The following is a 15,763-nucleotide window of genomic DNA, read 5'->3' as shown; positions in this document are numbered from 1 at the left end:
CGGGCCCTCCTGCGCGGGAGAAATCGCCGGCGGCGCTGCCGGCCGCCGGCACACGGCAAGGGTGCGTCATGCCGGGACTCCGAGGATCACGTCGGCGGCCCGCTCGGGCATCGAGTACAGGTCCGCCGAGTCGGCGAAGGCCAGCCCGTGGCCGGACCAGGCGGCGCGCGCGGCGTCGTCGGCGAGCATCTCGGCCAGCTCGCGGTCCAGGCGTTCCTGTGCGAAGGGGCTGGGCAGTACCCGGCCGGCATCGGCCTCGCGGATGTAGTGGGCGTAGCCGCAGACGTCGGTGACCAGCACCGGCAGGCCGGAGACCAGGGCCTCCAGCAGCACGGTTCCGGTGTTTTCGTTGTATGCGGGGTGGATCAGCAGGTCGGCGCCGAGCAAAAAGCGCGGGATGTCGCTGCGGCCCTTGAGGATCTGCACCCGGTCGGAAATCCCCAGGGCTTTCATCTGCAACAGGAACGGCTTGGGGTCGTCCTGGCCGATGGCGATCAGCCGGGTACGCCGCCTCAGCTCGCGCGGCAGGGCGGCGATGGCCTTGAGGCTGCGGTCCAGGCCCTTGGTCTTGAACCCGGACCCGATCTGCACCACCAGCCGCTCGTCCTCCGCCAGGCCGAACTCCGCGCGGAATTCCGCGCGGATCCCGGCGGCGTTGGCCGGTGCGCGGCGGTCGCTGGCGATGCCCGGCGGTAACAGGTGGAAACGCTCGGCGGGCGTGCCGTAGTGCTTGACGAACAGCGGCTGCTGCACCTCGGAGATCATCAGGATCTCGGTCTTGGACTCGGGGGCGAACACCGCGCGTTCGTAATCGGCGAAATGCTTGTAGCGGCCCCATTGGCGATACAGGCCGTTGCGCAGGGTCTGTGCCTTGTCCTCGAAACAGCCATCCGCCGCGTAGTAGACGTCCAGCCCCGGCATCTTGTTGAAGCCGACCACCCGGTCCACCGGTTGCCGCGCCAGGTCCTGCTCGACCCAGGCCAGCAGCTTCTCGTTGCGCCGGTGATTGAACAGCGCCTTGACCGGCACCACGCGCACGTCGAAACCAGGCGGCACCTCGCCCTCCCAGATCGGTGTGTAGACGCGGATGTCATGGCCGCGCCGCTGGCATTCCAGGGCGATGCGCATGAAGTCGCGCTGCAGGCCACCGAACGGAAAGTACTTGTAGAGGATGAAAGCTAAACGCATCGAGGGGTCTCCGGCGCCTGCAACAGGGTTTCCAGCTCGGCGACCACCCGTTCGGGCAGCAGGTCGTCGAAGCAGGGGCGCTCGCGGTCGCCGAGGCCGGCGTTCGGACCGCTCGCGCAGAGGTGCACCTGACCCCGGCCATAGGCGCCGACCCGCGCCGGCAGGGTCGGACCGTAGAGCGACAGGGTCGGCACGTCCAGCGCCGCCGCCAGGTGGCCGAGCCCGGTGTCCACCGCCACGCAGGCGCGGGCGCCGGCGATGACCTTGGCCACCCCGGCGAGATTCAGCCGCGGCAGCACCGCCGCGCCGTCCAGGCCGGCGACGATGCGCTCGGCCCGGGCTTTCTCGGTGTCGTTGCCCCAGGGCAAGCGCAGCGCCCAGCCCCGTTCGCTCATGCACTCGGCCAGGCGCCGCCAGTAGGTTTCCGGCCAGTGCTTGCTCGGCCAGGTGGTGCCATGCAGGAACAGCAGGTAGGGCGTGTCCGCGGGTGCGGCCAGTTGCGCGCGGTCCAGGCCGTAGTCGCCGACGTTTCCCGGCAGCGGGTAATCCAGGGCGCGGGCGAACAGCTGGCGCAGCCGCTCCACCGCATGCTGCCCCCAGGGCACCGCGTAGCCATGGGTATAGAAGCGCGCGGCCAGGGGCTCGCGGGCCGAATCGCGGTCCAGGCCGACCACCGGCGCGCGCACGTAGCGGGTCAGCCAGGCACTCTTGAGCAGGCCCTGGGCGTCGATCACCAGGTCATAGTCGGCTTCGCGCAGGCGTTGCTTGAAGCGCGTCCATTCGCCGCTGCGCCAAGTCTTCCAAAGATGCTTGCGCCAGCGCCGGAGCGCCACCGGGATCACCTGGGACACCGCCGGATGCCAGGCGGGAATCTCGGCGAAGCCCTCCTCCACCACCCAGTCGAAACGGATGCCCGGAATCGCCCGGGCGGCATCGGTCAATGCCGGCAGGGTGTGGATCACGTCGCCCAGCGAAGACGTCTTGACCAGCAAAACCCTCATTCAATGGCCTCGAGCGGATCGCCGACCAGCCGCCCCAGGGCATCCATCACCGGCGGCGGCTTGAGCTGACGCAGGCAATCGTAGTGGCCGAAGCGGCAGGTACGGTCGAAACAGGGGCTGCAATCGATTCCGAGGCGGACCACCTCCACCTGGCTGGCCAGGGGCGGCGTGAACAGCGGCGAAGTGGAGCCGTACACCGCCACCAGCGGGCGGTCCAGGGCAGCGGCCACGTGCATCAGCCCGGAGTCGTTGGAGACCACCGCGCCGGCGCAGGCCAGCAGGTCGATGGCCTGGGCCAGGCTGGTCCGCCCGGCGAGGTTGGTGACCTCCTCGCGCAAGCCGGGGATCAGGCGCATGCGGATGTCCTCGCCCCCCGGATGGTCCTTCTGCGAACCGAATAGCCAGACCTGCCAGCCGGCGCGCACCTTCAGCTCGGCGACCTTGGCGTAGTGCTCGGCCGGCCAGCGCTTGGCCTCGCCGAATTCGGCGCCCGGACACAAGGCCAGCACCGGGCGATCCAGGCTCAGGCCGAAGGCGGCGAGTGCGGCCTCGCGGTCGGCCGGCTCGATGCGCAGGGACGGGCGCGGATAGGGCGTGGGCAATTCACTGCCCGGCGGATAGGCCAGGGCCATGAAGCGCTCGATCATCAGCGGATAACGCCGCTTGTCGAGGGTGCGGATGTCGTTGAGCAAGCCGTAGCGCATCTCGCCGCGCCAACCGGTGCGCTGCGGGATGCCGGCGAAGAAGGGCACCAGCGCGGACTTCAACGAGTTCGGCAGCAGGATCGCCTGGTCGTAGCGACCCTTGAGGCCCTGCCCGATGCGTCGCCGGGTGGCCAGCTCGAACGCGCCGTGGCCGAGCGGCAGGCTGAGCGCTTCGCGCACTTGCGGCATGCGTTCGAGCAACGGCCGGCTCCAGTCGGGCGCCAGCACGTCGATCCGGCAGTCCGGATGGCGCTGTTTCAGGCAGGCGAACAGCGTCTGCGCCATGACCATGTCGCCGACCCAGCTGGGACCTACGATGAGAATGTTCATAAGTTAGCGATGCGCTTGCGCAGAGGGGGAAAGGACCGGGAACCGAAACCGCGACGACCTGGCCGCGGAAGCCGGCCTGTCAGCCGCGAACCCATTCGAGACGAGACTCGCCTGAAGACGCCGAAGACCTGGCCGGCTCACCTGACCAGCGCGGCGCGGTTCGCCTCGCGGATCCCCTGCTTCGAGGACGGCAGCTTCATGTTCATGATGTGGGCGGAGTCGAACGGCCGGTCGGTGTGCGCCTGCAAGCGGAAGATCGCCGTGCCCTGGGAGGGCTCGTAGGCGCACAGGCCTTCGAACATGCCCATCCCGTAACCCAGGGTGTGGGTCGGGACGTGGGGGGTGAAGTCGCGCAACGGCACCATTTCGCCGTCATACCAGATCACGCCATCACGGTCGGCCATCGACATATTGCCAGCTCCTCAAAGAGTGAAAGTCTCGCCCTCGCCATGCCGTCGCGGGGCCGGAAGGGCGCGGGACGGACGCGCGCCGTTTCGAACCTGCCCGGGACGGGAGCGGGGCCCGCCGACGCGTCACGTCAGCCCGAGCGCCTGCCAGAGGCGCATCACGCCGTGGCGTTGTGCATGGAACTGCTCGCCGCCGACCGCCGCCGGCTGTTTTTGCAGGGCCAGCCGGTGGGCTACCGCGCGGTAGGCCTTATAGGCCTCTTGCAACAGTTCGACATCGGCGGCGGCCATGAGGCCGGCGTCTGCCAAACCGTCCAGGATGCGGATGTTATCGGTGTAGCGCAGCAGGTCGGGATGGGTCTGCGACCAGGCCAAGGCCGCGTATTGCACCATAAATTCGATATCGACGATACCACCCGCATCCTGCTTGAGATCGAAGGTTGCCGCGGCTTCGAAGGCATTGGGCGCACGTCCGGCGTCGGTCGCGCGGGTGCCCAGGTTGTCGCGCATCTTGGCGCGCATGTCGCTCACCTCGCCACGCAACACCTGGGGATCGCGCGGTCGGGCGAGCACCTCGGCGCGGATCGCCTCGAAGGCGGCGGCGACCCGCCGGCAGCCCACCAGCACCCGCGCGCGCACCAGCGCCTGGTGTTCCCAGGTCCAGGCTTCGTGTTGCTGATAGCGCTGGAAGGCCGCGAGCGAACTGACCAGCAGCCCGGCGGCGCCGGAGGGGCGCAGGCGCATGTCCACTTCGTAGAGCGCGCCGGAGGTGGTCTGGGTGGTCAGCAGGTGGATGATGCGCTGCCCCAGGCGGGTGAAGAACTGCGCCCCGTCGATGGGTTTAGCGCCATCGGTTTCCGTCTGCGCATCGCCGTCGTGAATGAACACCAGGTCCAGGTCGGAACCGTGGCCCAGTTCGAGGCCGCCGACCTTGCCATAGCCGACGATGATGAAATCCGGGTCGCAGGGGCTGCCGTCGACGCGCTTCGGCGTGCCGTGGCGCGCCACCGTGTAGCGCCAGGCCAGGGCCAGCACCTGCTCGAGGATCGCCTCGGCGAGCCAGGTCAGGTAATCGCTGACCTTCATCAGCGGCAAGGTCCCGGCGATTTCCGACGCCGCCACCCGCAGGCTGTGGGCCAGCTTGAAATGGCGCAGCGCCTCCATCTGCTGCTCGAGGTCGTCCTCGGGTATCCGGATCAATCGCTCGCGCAGCTCGGCGGCCAGCTCCGGCGCCTGGGGCGGCTTGAACAAGCGGCCTTCGTTGAGCAACTCGTCGAGCAACAGCGGGAATCGGGTGATCTGTTCGGCGATCCATGGGCTGCCGGCGCAGAGCATGATCAGCCGCTGCAAGGCGCCGGGGTTCTCGCTGAGCAGCACCAGGTAGGCGGAGCGCCGCGCCACCCGCTCCACCAGGGGCAGCACCCGCTCCAGCGCCAGGTCCGGATCGGCGTGCTCCACCACCTGCGCCAGCAGGCGCGGCACGAAGGCGTCCAGGCGTTCCCGGCCGATCCGCTGCATGGCGCGCACCTGGCCGCCGCCACGCAGGTCGCCGAGGCGTTTCAAAGCCTGTCCCGGCGCCTTGAAACCGGCCTCGCCCAGTTGTCGGCAGAGCGCCTCCTCGTCGTAGGCGTCCTCCCACAACGGCAGCCACTCGCAGCCGATGCTCGGCTCCTGGGCGCCCGTCTCGTCCTCGTCGGGGTCGGCGATCACCTGGCGGAAGTGCCATTCGATGCGCTCGCGCCAGTGCTGCAGGCGCTCGAGGAACGCCTCCCAGGTGGCGAAGCCCATGATGAACGCCACCCGGCTGCGCTCGGGCTCGCCCTCCGGCAGCATCTGCGTCTGCCGGTCGGCGATGGCCTGCAGGGCGTGTTCGGCGTAGCGCAGGAAGGCGTAGCCGTCGCGCAGCTCGCCGGTCACCGCCGCCGGCAGGTAGCCCTGCCCTTCCAGGGTCTCCAGCACCTTGAGCAACGGCCGCTGTTGCAGGCTGAGGTCGCGGCCGCCATGGATCAGCTGGAACGCCTGGGCGATGAACTCCACTTCGCGGATCCCGCCAGCGCCCAGCTTGATATTGTCGGCCATGCCCTTGCGCCGGACCTCCTGCTGGATCAATTGCTTCATCGAGCGCAGCGCCTCGATGGCGGAAAAGTCCAGGTAGCGCCGATAGACGAAGGGCCGCAGCATCTCCAGCAACTGCCGCCCGGCGTCCTGGTCGCCGGCCACCACCCGCGCCTTGATCATGGCGTAGCGCTCCCAGTCGCGGCCCTGGTCCTGGTAGTACTGCTCCAGCGCGTTGAAGCTGAACACCAGCGCGCCGGCCGACCCGTAGGGTCGCAGGCGCATGTCCACGCGGAACACGAAGCCGTCGACGGTGATGGCGTCGAGCGCCTTGATCAGGCGCTGGCCGAGGCGGATGAAGAACTCCTGGTTGTCCAGGGCGCGACGGGCGCCGAGGGTTTCGCCGCCCTCGGGGAAGCCGAAGATCAGGTCGATGTCCGAGGACAGGTTGAGCTCGCCCGCGCCGAGCTTGCCCATGCCCAGCACCACCATGTGCTGGGCCAGCCCCGTGCGGCGCCCGGTGGGGGTGCCGAACTGCGCGGCATGGCGCACGTAGAGCCAGCGATAGGCGAGGTCGATGCTGGTATCGGCGAGATCGGACAGGTCGCGGCAGGTTTCCCCGAGATCGGCCTGGCGGGTCAGGTCGCGCCAGACGATGCGCACCTGCTGGCGATTGCGAAAACGTCGCAGGCAGCGCGCCAGCTGGTCCTCGTCGGCACAGTCTTCGAGCTGGGCCTCCAGTTGCTGGCGCAACTCCCCCGGGGCGAAACGCCGCTCCAGGGCGCCGGAGGCGGCCAGTTCGAGAAACGTGGGAAGGTCGCGCCGCACCTGCTCGGCGACGAAGTCGCTGGCGGCGGCGACCCGCCGCAGGGCCTCCCAGCGCGCCTCCGGCCAGTCGGCCAGGAGGCTCGCCGTGTCGGGGCCCGCGGCGAGCTCGCGCAGGTCGGTTTCGAGGCGTTCGGCGAAAGAAAGCAGGGCGGCCGGCGCGGCGGCCAGCGGGGGCAGGCTCATGGTCTATCCTTTCCGGGCGCCGGCCGCCCGGCGGCTTCCAGGCCCGGACGCGCGCGTCCTCGGATACGCCTGAGACCCCGCCACTTGCGGCCGGCAACCGCGTGATTGTAGTTTTACTACTAAAGAATGTGCCCGAAAAGCTGAAACGACCGTCGATTTGTAGTAAAACTACAAAAGGCCGGTTTATCTCCCCGGTCATCCAAGAATTCGCCGCGCCCGCCCACAAGGCCGGTCGCGAAAAAACAGGCTTCCGATTCTGGAAGCCTTTCCGCCCTGGAGCAAGCCATGCAAGACCTCGATCCCGTCGAAACCCAGGAATGGCTGGACGCCCTGGAATCCGTCCTCGATAAGGAAGGCGAAGACCGCGCTCATTACTTGATGACCCGCATGGGCGAACTGGCCACCCGCAGCGGCACCCAGTTGCCCTACGCGATCACCACGCCCTACCGCAACACCATCCCGGTGACCCACGAAGCACGCATGCCCGGCGACCTGTTCATGGAACGCCGGATTCGCTCGCTGGTACGCTGGAACGCCCTGGCGATGGTGATGCGCACCAACCTGCACGACCCGGATCTCGGCGGGCACATCTCCAGCTTCGCCTCCAGCGCCACCCTCTACGACATCGGCTTCAACTACTTCTTCAAGGCTCCCACCGACGAGCACGGCGGCGACCTGATCTACTTCCAGGGCCACGCCTCGCCGGGCATCTACGCCCGCGCCTTCCTCGAAGGCCGCATCAGCGAAGAGCAGATGACCAATTTCCGCCAGGAGGTGGATGGCAACGGCCTCTCCTCCTATCCGCACCCCTGGCTGATGCCGGACTTCTGGCAGTTCCCCACGGTATCCATGGGCCTCGGCCCGATCCAGGCGATCTACCAGGCGCGCTTCATGAAGTACCTGGAAAGCCGCGGCTTCATCCCTGAGGGCCAGCAGAAAGTCTGGTGCTTCATGGGCGACGGCGAGTGCGACGAGCCGGAATCCCTCGGCGCGATTTCCCTGGCCGGCCGCGAGAAGCTCGACAACCTGATCTTCGTCATCAACTGCAACCTGCAGCGCCTCGACGGCCCGGTGCGCGGCAACGGCAAGATCATCCAAGAGCTGGAAGGCAACTTCCGCGGCGCCAACTGGAACGTCAACAAGGTGGTCTGGGGCCGCTTCTGGGACCCGCTGTTCGCCAAGGACACCGAGGGCCTGCTGCAACAGCGCATGGACGAGGTGGTCGACGGCGAGTACCAGAACTACAAGGCGAAGGACGGTGCCTACGTGCGCCAGCATTTCTTCGGCGCCCGCCCGGAATTGCTGTCGATGGTCGAAGACCTGTCCGACGACGAGATCTGGAAGCTCAACCGTGGCGGCCACGACCCCTACAAGGTCTATGCGGCCTATCACCAGGCGGTCAACCACAAGGGCCAGCCCACCGTCATCCTGGCCAAGACCATCAAGGGCTACGGCACCGGCGCCGGCGAAGCGAAGAACACCGCGCACAACACCAAGAAGGTCGATGTCGACAGCCTGAAGAAATTCCGCGACCGCTTCGACATCCCAGTGCGCGACGAGGACCTCGACAAGCTGCCGTTCTTCCGCCCCGAGGAAGGCAGCGCCGAAGCCCGCTACCTGGCGGAACGCCGTTCGGCCCTGGGCGGTTTCGTGCCCCAGCGCCGCACCGAGAGCTTCAGCATCGCGACTCCGCCGCTGGAAACCCTCAAGGCGATCCTCGACGGCACCGGCGACCGCGAGATTTCCACCACCATGGCCTTCGTGCGCATTCTGTCGCAACTGGTCAAGGACAAGGAGCTCGGCCAGCGCATCGTGCCGATCATCCCCGACGAGGCGCGCACCTTCGGCATGGAAGGCATGTTCCGCCAGCTCGGCATCTATTCCTCGGTCGGCCAGCTCTACGAGCCGGTGGACAAGGATCAGGTGATGTTCTATCGCGAGGACCAGAAGGGCCAGATCCTCGAGGAAGGCATCAACGAGGCCGGCGCCATGTCCTCGTTCATCGCCGCCGGGACCTCCTACAGCAACCACAACCAACCGATGCTGCCGTTCTACATCTTCTATTCGATGTTCGGCTTCCAGCGCATCGGTGACCTGGCCTGGGCCGCCGGCGACAGCCGCACCCGCGGCTTCCTGGTGGGCGGCACCTCCGGGCGCACCACCCTGAACGGCGAAGGCCTGCAGCACGAGGACGGCCACAGCCACCTGCTCGCCGGCACCATCCCCAACTGCCGCACCTACGACCCCACCTACGGCTACGAGCTGGCGGTGATCATCCGCGAAGGCATCCGGCAGATGGCCGAAGAGCAGCAGAACGTCTTCTACTACATCACCGTGATGAACGAGGCCTACGTCCAGCCGGCCCTGCCCAAAGGCGCCGAGGACGGCATCATCAAGGGCATGTACCTGCTCGAGGAAGACAAGAAGGACGCCGCCCAGCACGTGCAGCTGCTCGGCTCCGGGACCATCCTGCGCGAAGTCCGCGAAGCGGCGATCATCCTGCGCGAGGAATTCGGCGTCGGCGCCGACGTCTGGAGCGTCACCAGCTTCAACGAACTGCGTCGCGACGGCCTGGCCGTGGAGCGCTACAACCGCCTGCACCCGGGGCAGAAGCCGCAGCAGAGCTACGTCGAGCAATGCCTGAGCGGCCGCCGGGGGCCGGTGGTCGCCTCCACCGACTACATGAAGCTGTTCGCCGAGCAGGTGCGCCAATGGGTGCCGAGCAAGGAGTACAAGGTGCTGGGCACCGACGGCTTCGGCCGCAGCGACACCCGCAAGAAGCTGCGCCACTTCTTCGAGGTCGACCGCTACTGGGTGGCCCTGGCCGCCCTGGAAGCCCTCGCCGACCGCGGCGAGATCGAACCCAAGGTGGTGGCCGAGGCCATCGTCAAGTTCGGCATCGACCCTGAAAAACGCAATCCGCTGGACTGCTGAGGAGACGCACCGTGAGTGAATTGATCCGCGTACCCGACATCGGCAGTGGCGAAGGCGAAGTCATCGAGCTGATGGTCAAGGTCGGCGACCGCATCGAAGCCGACCAAAGCCTGCTGACCCTGGAGTCGGACAAGGCCAGCATGGAGATCCCGGCGCCCAAGGCCGGGATCGTCAAGAGCCTGAAAGTGAAGCTCGGCGACCGCCTGAAAGAAGGCGACGAGCTGCTCGAACTGGAAAGCGAGGACGCCGGCAAGGCCGCCGAGATCCCGGCCGCCGCGCCGCAGGCCGAGGCCGCCAAGCCCAGCCAGGCGGTGGACGAGGCCGAGGAAGACGCCCCGGCCTCCAACGCCGAGGCCCAGGCCCAGGCCGAATCCGCCCCCAGCGGCGGCGAAAGCAGCCAGGAAATCCGCGTCCCGGACATCGGTTCGGCGGGCAAGGCCAAGGTCATCGAGGTACTGGTCAAGGCCGGCGACCGCATCGAGGCCGACCAGTCGCTGATCACCCTGGAGTCGGACAAGGCCAGCATGGAAATCCCCTCGCCGGCCGCCGGCGTGGTGGAGAACATTCAGGTCAAGCTGGACGCCGAAGTCGGCACCGGCGACCTGATCCTCACCCTGAAAGTCGCCGGCGCCGCTCCCGCGGCCAAGGCCCCGCCCGCCAAGTCGGAGCAGCCGGCCGCCCCGGCGCCCAAGCAAAGCGCCGACACGCCCGCCGCGCCGCAAGCGGCGGCACCCGCCGCCCCCAGCGTGGCGGAACGACCGAGCGGCAAGGTTCACGCCGGCCCCGCGGTGCGCCTGCTGGCCCGCGAGTTCGGCGTCGACCTGGCGGCGGTGAGCGCCAGCGGTCCCCATGGGCGGATTCTCAAGGAGGATGTGCAGGCCTACGTCAAGGCGAGCCTGCAGAAGGCCAAGAACGCGCCGTCCGGCGCCACTGGCGGCGCCGGTATCCCGCCGGTGCCGGAGATCGATTTCAGCAAGTTCGGCGAAGTCGAAGAAGTGCCGATGACCCGCCTGATGCAAGTCGGCGCCGCCAACCTGCACCGCAGCTGGCTGAACGTGCCCCACGTGACCCAGTTCGAGTCGGCCGACATCACCGAGCTGGAGGCCTTCCGCGTCGCGCAGAAGGCCGTGGCGGAAAAAGCCGGGGTCAAGCTGACCGTGCTGCCGCTGCTGCTCAAGGCCTGCGCGCACCTGCAACGGGAACTGCCGGACTTCAACAGTTCGCTGGCGCCGAGCGGCAAGGCGCTGATCCGCAAGAAGTACGTCAACATCGGCTTCGCCGTGGACACCCCGGAAGGCCTGCTGGTCCCGGTGATCAAGAACGTCGACCAGAAGAGCCTGCTGCAACTGGCCGCCGAAGCGGCGGAACTCGCCGAGAAGGCGCGGACCAAGAAACTCTCGGCCGACGCCATGCAGGGCGCCTGCTTCACCATCTCCAGCCTCGGCCACATCGGCGGCACCGGCTTCACGCCGATCGTCAACGCGCCCGAGGTGGCGATCCTCGGCGTGTCCAAGGCGACCCTCCAGCCGGTGTGGGACGGCAAGGCCTTCCAGCCGCGCCTGATGCTGCCGCTGTCGCTGTCCTACGATCACCGGGTGATCAACGGCGCCGCGGCGGCGCGCTACACCAAGCGCCTCGGCGAGCTGCTGGCGGACATCCGCACCCTGCTGCTGTAATCCCCGGCATGCCCGTCCTATGGGGCGGGCATGCCGGCGACGGGTGCCCGACCACCCGTTCCTTTCCACGGCGGCGCCCTGTCGCCGCCCCGGTTTTCTTCGAGACTGCCACACAGACTCGTACCTCGACCCCGCCTCACGGCGGGTTTTTTTTATCAAGATCTTGGCCCCTTTCCCAGGGTGGCGACGGCAATGGCTGGTACGCGCCATGCTCCCCGCTGGGCACGCCCGGACGGGATCGACGTCCACGAGGCATCGCAGGAAGCGCCGCCATGGAACGACTCCCCACCATTGCCGGAAGGCGGCGACCGGTACTCGCTCGGCCCGGCGGTATCGGTCCGTGCGTCGTGCATCCGGCGGTTACAGCCCGACAACCGGCGAAGACCTCAGGTCCTGCGGCTGGCCTTCCAGGAACGCGGCCGAGGCGTCGGTCACGACAGGCGCGCGGGTGTGTGTCGAATTCACCCTTTGGCGTACCCCGCGTGTCTCACCGTCGGCGGTCCGGCTGCCCGAGCCACGGCCCTTCCCCTGGATGGACGGCGCCGATACGAGCCTGGCAACCGTTCGCAGGCGATGGCGGGGCGAATGAGCGCGCCCTGACAGGGCGGGACGAAAGGTTCGCGGCGCGCCTGCCGGCGAGCGACTCAGGCGCGCGCGCCGGCCCACTGCGCGGGGCGATGCCCGGCCGGTATCTCCCTGGAGACGGCCGTGCGACCTCGCGCCTCAAGCGGCGGAAGCATGGCCGGCCCGGCGGGCGACGCGCCGGCGCGCTCGTCCCGCGGCGGCATGCCGAAGTATTCCCGGTAGCACTTGGAGAAGTGCGGCGTGGAGACGAAGCCGCAGGCCGCGGCCACCTCGATGATCGACAGGGTGGTCTGCCTGAGCAATTGCCGCGCCCGGTTCAGGCGCAACTGGAGGTAGTAGCGCGACGGCGAACAGTGCAGGTGCTTCTGGAACAACCGCTCCAGTTGCCGACGGGAGATGTCCACGTAGCGGGCCAGATCGTCCAGGTCGATGGGCTCTTCCAGGTTGGCCTCCATCAGCGCGACGCTTTCCTGCAATCGCGGCTGCGGGCCGCCTAGCTGCTGCCTGAGCGGAATCCGCTGGTGATCGTCCTCGTTGCGGATGCGCTCGTAGATGAACATGTCGGAGATCGCCGTCGCCAACTCGCGACCGTGCGCGCGGCCGATCAGGTTGAGCATCATGTCCAGCGGCGCGGTGCCGCCCGAGGCGGTGGCGCGCTCGCGGTCGATGGAGAACAGGCGGGTGGTAACCTCCACGCGGGGGAAAGCCTCCTGCAGGCTCGCCAGGCATTCCCAGTGCACGCTGCACGCATGGCCGTCCAGCAGCCCGGCGCGGGCCAACGCCCAGCTCCCGGTGCACACGGCGCCGAGCCGGCGGCCCAGGCGCGCCTGCTGCTGCAACCACTGCGCCTGCGGGGCGCCGAGGTGGCGCTGGATATCCAGGCCGCCGCAGACGATGACCATGTCCAAGGCGTGCAGGCCGGCACAGCCACCGTCGGGCGTAACGCGCAGGCCGTCGCTGGCGCTCACCGGCCGGCCGTCGTGGCTCAGTGTGAGCCATCGGTACAGCTCGCGACCGGAAAGCTGATTGGCCATGCGCAAGGGCTCGATCGCCGAAGCCAGGGAAATCAGGGTGAAATCGTCGAGCAACAGGAAGCCGATGACCTGGGGGGCTTGGCTGCGCGCGGAAGCGCCTCGTTCGAACGCTGACATAGGGGTTCCTCACAGGTGCGCATCGCGGGCGGCATGCGGCCCGGAGCAGGCCCGGGGATCGCGTCGCGCGCACAACCATCCGGCGCGACGTGCCGAACCTCCCGGCGTACCCCGGAAAAGCGCGGGGCAGACGCCGCGCGTGGTTGCGCTCGTCTTCCGGAACGGCTTTGCAAGGAACGCGCCGCGCGGGCATTTCGCAGCCATGACGGCCGACCTTCCCATGCCCGGCGGGCATGACCCCGACGCCCGCGCACGCCCATGGCGAACCGAACCCGCCCGGGCGCACCAAAAGCTCGCGGGCCGCGCACCCGGATGGGCCCGCGCCGTGGCGGGCGGGTGCCTGGCGATGGACGCGGGCCGGCCCGCGACGCCTGGCGCGTGCGGCGGGATTGGTGGAATCGGCAGGGCCCGCGGCCTGCGACATGAACGCCCGGAGCGGCAAGGTTGATTGATTGATCAATCAAAACCGCCCTAGACTCCGCACCTCGTCCATAACCACACGAATCGTGGAGTCATCGATGCCCAAGGTGGGAATGCAACCGATACGCCGCTCGCAATTGATCGCCGCCACCCTGCAGGCGGTGGACCAGGTCGGCATGGGCGACGCCAGCATCGCCTACATCGCCCGGCTCGCCGGCGTGTCCAATGGCATCATCAGTCACTACTTCCAGGACAAGGACGGCCTGCTCGACGCCACCATGCGCCATTTGATGCAGGCGCTGAGCCAGGCGGTGCGCGATCGCCGCGCCGCTCTCGCCGAAGGCAGCCCGCGCGCGCACCTGCGGGCGATCATCGATGGCAACTTCGACGACAGCCAGGTCAACGGCCCGGCGATGAAGACCTGGCTGGCTTTCTGGGCGAGCAGCATGCACCAGCCGGCCCTGCGCCGCCTGCAGCGGGTCAACGATCACCGCCTGTACAGCAACCTCTGCTGCCAGTTCCGTCGCCTGCTGCCGGTGGCCGAAGCGCGCAGCGCCGCCCGCGGCCTGGCCGCGCTGATCGACGGCCTGTGGCTGCGCGGCGCGCTTTCCGGGGATCGCTTCGATATCCAGCAGGCCCTCGGCATCGCCTACGACTACCTGGACCTGCAACTGGAAAAGGACGCCAGCCGCTAGCGGCGCCCGTCGCCTCAGTGCGGGCCGGGAACCGGTACCGGGGCGACCTGGACGATGGCGCGGGTCTCCACGTCCAGGCGCATGGCCTTGAGCAGCGCCGCCATGTACAGCAGCAGGACCACCGAGAACGGCAGGCCGGCCAGCACCACCACGGTCTGCATGGCGGTGAAGTTGCCGGCGAACAGCAGGCCGATGGTCACCAGGGTGATCAGCACCGACCAGAAGATCCGCAGCCAGTGCGGCGCATCCTCGTCCAGCTCGCCGCCCTTGCGCGACAGGTTCGCCAGCATCACCGAGCCGGAGTCGGCGGGCGTGAGAAAGAGCACGAAGCCGACGCAGATCGACAGGCCGATCACCGCCTTGGCCCAAGGATAATGCTCCAGCAGCAGGTAGATCGACATGGAGGGCTGCTCGAGGGCGGCCTTGCTCAGGTCCGCCGCACCGCCCGCGGTCACCAGGTCCATGGCGCTGTTGCCGAAGATCGACAGCCAGGCCAGGGTGAAGCCCAGGGGAATCAGCAGCACGCCGCAGATCAGCTCGCGCACCGTGCGACCCCGGGAGATCCGCGCGATGAACATGCCGACGAAGGGCGCCCAGGAAATCCACCAGGCCCAGTAGAACAGCGTCCACAGGCCCATCCAGGCTTCGCTGCGGGCCGCCGGCCCGGTGTAGACGTACAGGTCGAAGGTCTTCAGGATCAGGCCGTTGAGGTAGTCGCCGAGGTTCTGCACCAGGCCGTTGAGCAGATGCAGTGTCTGCCCGGCGAACAGCACGAACAGCAGCAGGCCGCTGAACAGCAGGATGTTCAGGTTGGACAACCGGCGGATGCCCTTCTCCACCCCGGAGACCGCCGCCAGCGTGGCCACCGCGCTCATCACCAGGATCACCGTCAGCAGCGCGGCACGGCTGTGGGGCAGGCCGAACAGGTATTCCAGACCGGAGGACACCTGCAACGAGCCGATGCCCAGGTTGGTCACCAGCCCCAACAAGGTGACGAAGATGCCGAAGCAGTCCACCGCGTCGCCCACCCAGCCGTGCATCAGGCGCGTGCCGAACAGCGGATAGAGCGCCGAGCGCAGCGCCAGCGGCTGCTTGTGGCGATAGGCGAAGTAGCCGACGGCCAGTCCCACCAAGGCATAGATCGCCCAGCCGTGCACACCCCAATGGAGAAAGGTCAGCTGCAACGCCTGGCGCGCGGCGAACGCGCTGCCGGCCTCGCCTTCCGGCGGGTTGTAGAAGTGGTCCAGGGGCTCCGACGCGGCGAAGTACAGCAGCGAGATGCCGATCCCCGAGGAAAACAGCATCCCCGCCCAGGCGCCATAGCTGAAGTCGGGCCGCTCGTGATCCTCGCCCAGGCGCAGGTCGCCATAGCGCGAGAACGCCAGGTAGAGCACGAAGAACAGATAGGCGCCGATGGCCAGCATGTAGTACCAGCCGAAGCTGCGCGACAGCCAGGCCTGGGCCCGTTGCAGCCAGGCACCGGCCGCCTCGGGAAAGGCGATCAGGGCGAGGGTGAGTGTCAGGATCAGCGCGGTGGATGCGAAGAACACCACCGGGTTCAGGCGCGCCCTTCCCGGTTGGTTTGTCGTGAGCGGAGACGCGGTAC

At 68.2% G+C, this 15,763-nt stretch carries 8 protein-coding genes and 2 pseudogenes; 3 read left to right on the top strand and 7 right to left on the bottom strand.

From position 1 onward, the window contains the following. Positions 1-66: 66 nt before the first annotated feature. The 5 genes and pseudogenes from OGL92_RS09840 to glnE all read right to left on the bottom strand — a co-directional run bounded on the left by OGL92_RS09840 (position 67) and on the right by glnE (position 6,696). Positions 67-1,188, bottom strand: coding sequence for a glycosyltransferase family 4 protein (locus tag OGL92_RS09840; RefSeq protein ID WP_263143312.1), 1,122 nt, complete (start codon positions 1,186-1,188; stop codon positions 67-69). Beyond that, a complete protein-coding gene (waaC, locus tag OGL92_RS09835) occupies positions 1,179-2,189 on the bottom strand; it encodes a lipopolysaccharide heptosyltransferase I (protein WP_263143310.1) in 1,011 nt (336 codons plus the stop codon). Before waaC ends, OGL92_RS09840 begins: the two co-directional genes overlap by 10 nt. Beyond that, positions 2,186-3,223, bottom strand: a complete 1,038-nt coding sequence (waaF, locus tag OGL92_RS09830) for a lipopolysaccharide heptosyltransferase II (RefSeq protein ID WP_263143309.1) — start codon at positions 3,221-3,223, stop codon at positions 2,186-2,188. The genes waaC and waaF overlap by 4 nt, the downstream gene beginning before the upstream one ends. A gap of 149 nt (positions 3,224-3,372) precedes the next feature. Further along, positions 3,373-3,633, bottom strand: a pseudogene (locus OGL92_RS09825) (branched chain amino acid aminotransferase); the annotation flags it as partial. Positions 3,634-3,756: 123 nt separating this feature from the next. Beyond that, entirely contained in the window at positions 3,757-6,696 is a 2,940-nt protein-coding gene (gene glnE, locus OGL92_RS09820) for a bifunctional [glutamate--ammonia ligase]-adenylyl-L-tyrosine phosphorylase/[glutamate--ammonia-ligase] adenylyltransferase (protein WP_263143308.1), read from the bottom strand. Between the two features lie 285 nt (positions 6,697-6,981). On the opposite strand from glnE, the gene aceE reads away from it, so the two are divergent. Beyond that, positions 6,982-9,630, top strand: a complete 2,649-nt coding sequence (aceE, locus tag OGL92_RS09815) for a pyruvate dehydrogenase (acetyl-transferring), homodimeric type (RefSeq protein ID WP_263143306.1) — start codon at positions 6,982-6,984, stop codon at positions 9,628-9,630. An 11-nt stretch (positions 9,631-9,641) separates the two neighbouring features. Continuing rightward, positions 9,642-11,306: a dihydrolipoyllysine-residue acetyltransferase gene (gene aceF, locus OGL92_RS09810; protein WP_263143303.1), complete on the top strand. Its 1,665-nt coding sequence runs from the start codon at positions 9,642-9,644 to the stop codon at positions 11,304-11,306. A 767-nt stretch (positions 11,307-12,073) separates the two neighbouring features. Here the strand turns inward: aceF and OGL92_RS09805 are convergent. Continuing rightward, positions 12,074-13,042, bottom strand: a pseudogene (locus OGL92_RS09805) (GlxA family transcriptional regulator); the annotation flags it as partial. Between the two features lie 518 nt (positions 13,043-13,560). Between OGL92_RS09805 and betI the strand changes: the two are divergent. Continuing rightward, on the top strand, positions 13,561-14,157 hold the full coding sequence (gene betI / locus OGL92_RS09800; protein WP_263143302.1) for a transcriptional regulator BetI: 597 nt from the start codon (positions 13,561-13,563) through the stop codon (positions 14,155-14,157). A 14-nt stretch (positions 14,158-14,171) separates the two neighbouring features. On the opposite strand, the gene OGL92_RS09795 is transcribed toward betI, so the two are convergent. Further along, complete coding sequence (locus OGL92_RS09795; RefSeq protein WP_263143366.1) at positions 14,172-15,707, bottom strand: BCCT family transporter; 1,536 nt, start codon at positions 15,705-15,707, stop codon at positions 14,172-14,174. Between the last annotated feature and the right edge of the window lie 56 nt (positions 15,708-15,763).

The sequence above is a fragment of the Pseudomonas sp. RIT-PI-AD genome, from assembly GCF_025642785.1.
GTDB lineage: Bacteria > Pseudomonadota > Gammaproteobacteria > Pseudomonadales > Pseudomonadaceae > Pseudomonas_T.
The sequence above is the reverse complement of the archived record's forward strand: the minus strand, read 5'-3'. Positions and strand labels throughout refer to the sequence as shown.

What these genes read in the sequence shown, in the direction of transcription:
- OGL92_RS09840 (WP_263143312.1), bottom strand. Translation starts at nt 1,188, where the DNA reads ATGCGTTTAGCTTTCATCCTCTACAAGTACTTTCCGTTCGGTGGCCTG.
- waaC (WP_263143310.1), bottom strand. Translation starts at nt 2,189, where the DNA reads ATGAGGGTTTTGCTGGTCAAGACGTCTTCGCTGGGCGACGTGATCCAC.
- waaF (WP_263143309.1), bottom strand. Translation starts at nt 3,223, where the DNA reads ATGAACATTCTCATCGTAGGTCCCAGCTGGGTCGGCGACATGGTCATG.
- glnE (WP_263143308.1), bottom strand. Translation starts at nt 6,696, where the DNA reads ATGAGCCTGCCCCCGCTGGCCGCCGCGCCGGCCGCCCTGCTTTCTTTC.
- aceE (WP_263143306.1), top strand. Translation starts at nt 6,982, where the DNA reads ATGCAAGACCTCGATCCCGTCGAAACCCAGGAATGGCTGGACGCCCTG.
- betI (WP_263143302.1), top strand. Translation starts at nt 13,561, where the DNA reads ATGCCCAAGGTGGGAATGCAACCGATACGCCGCTCGCAATTGATCGCC.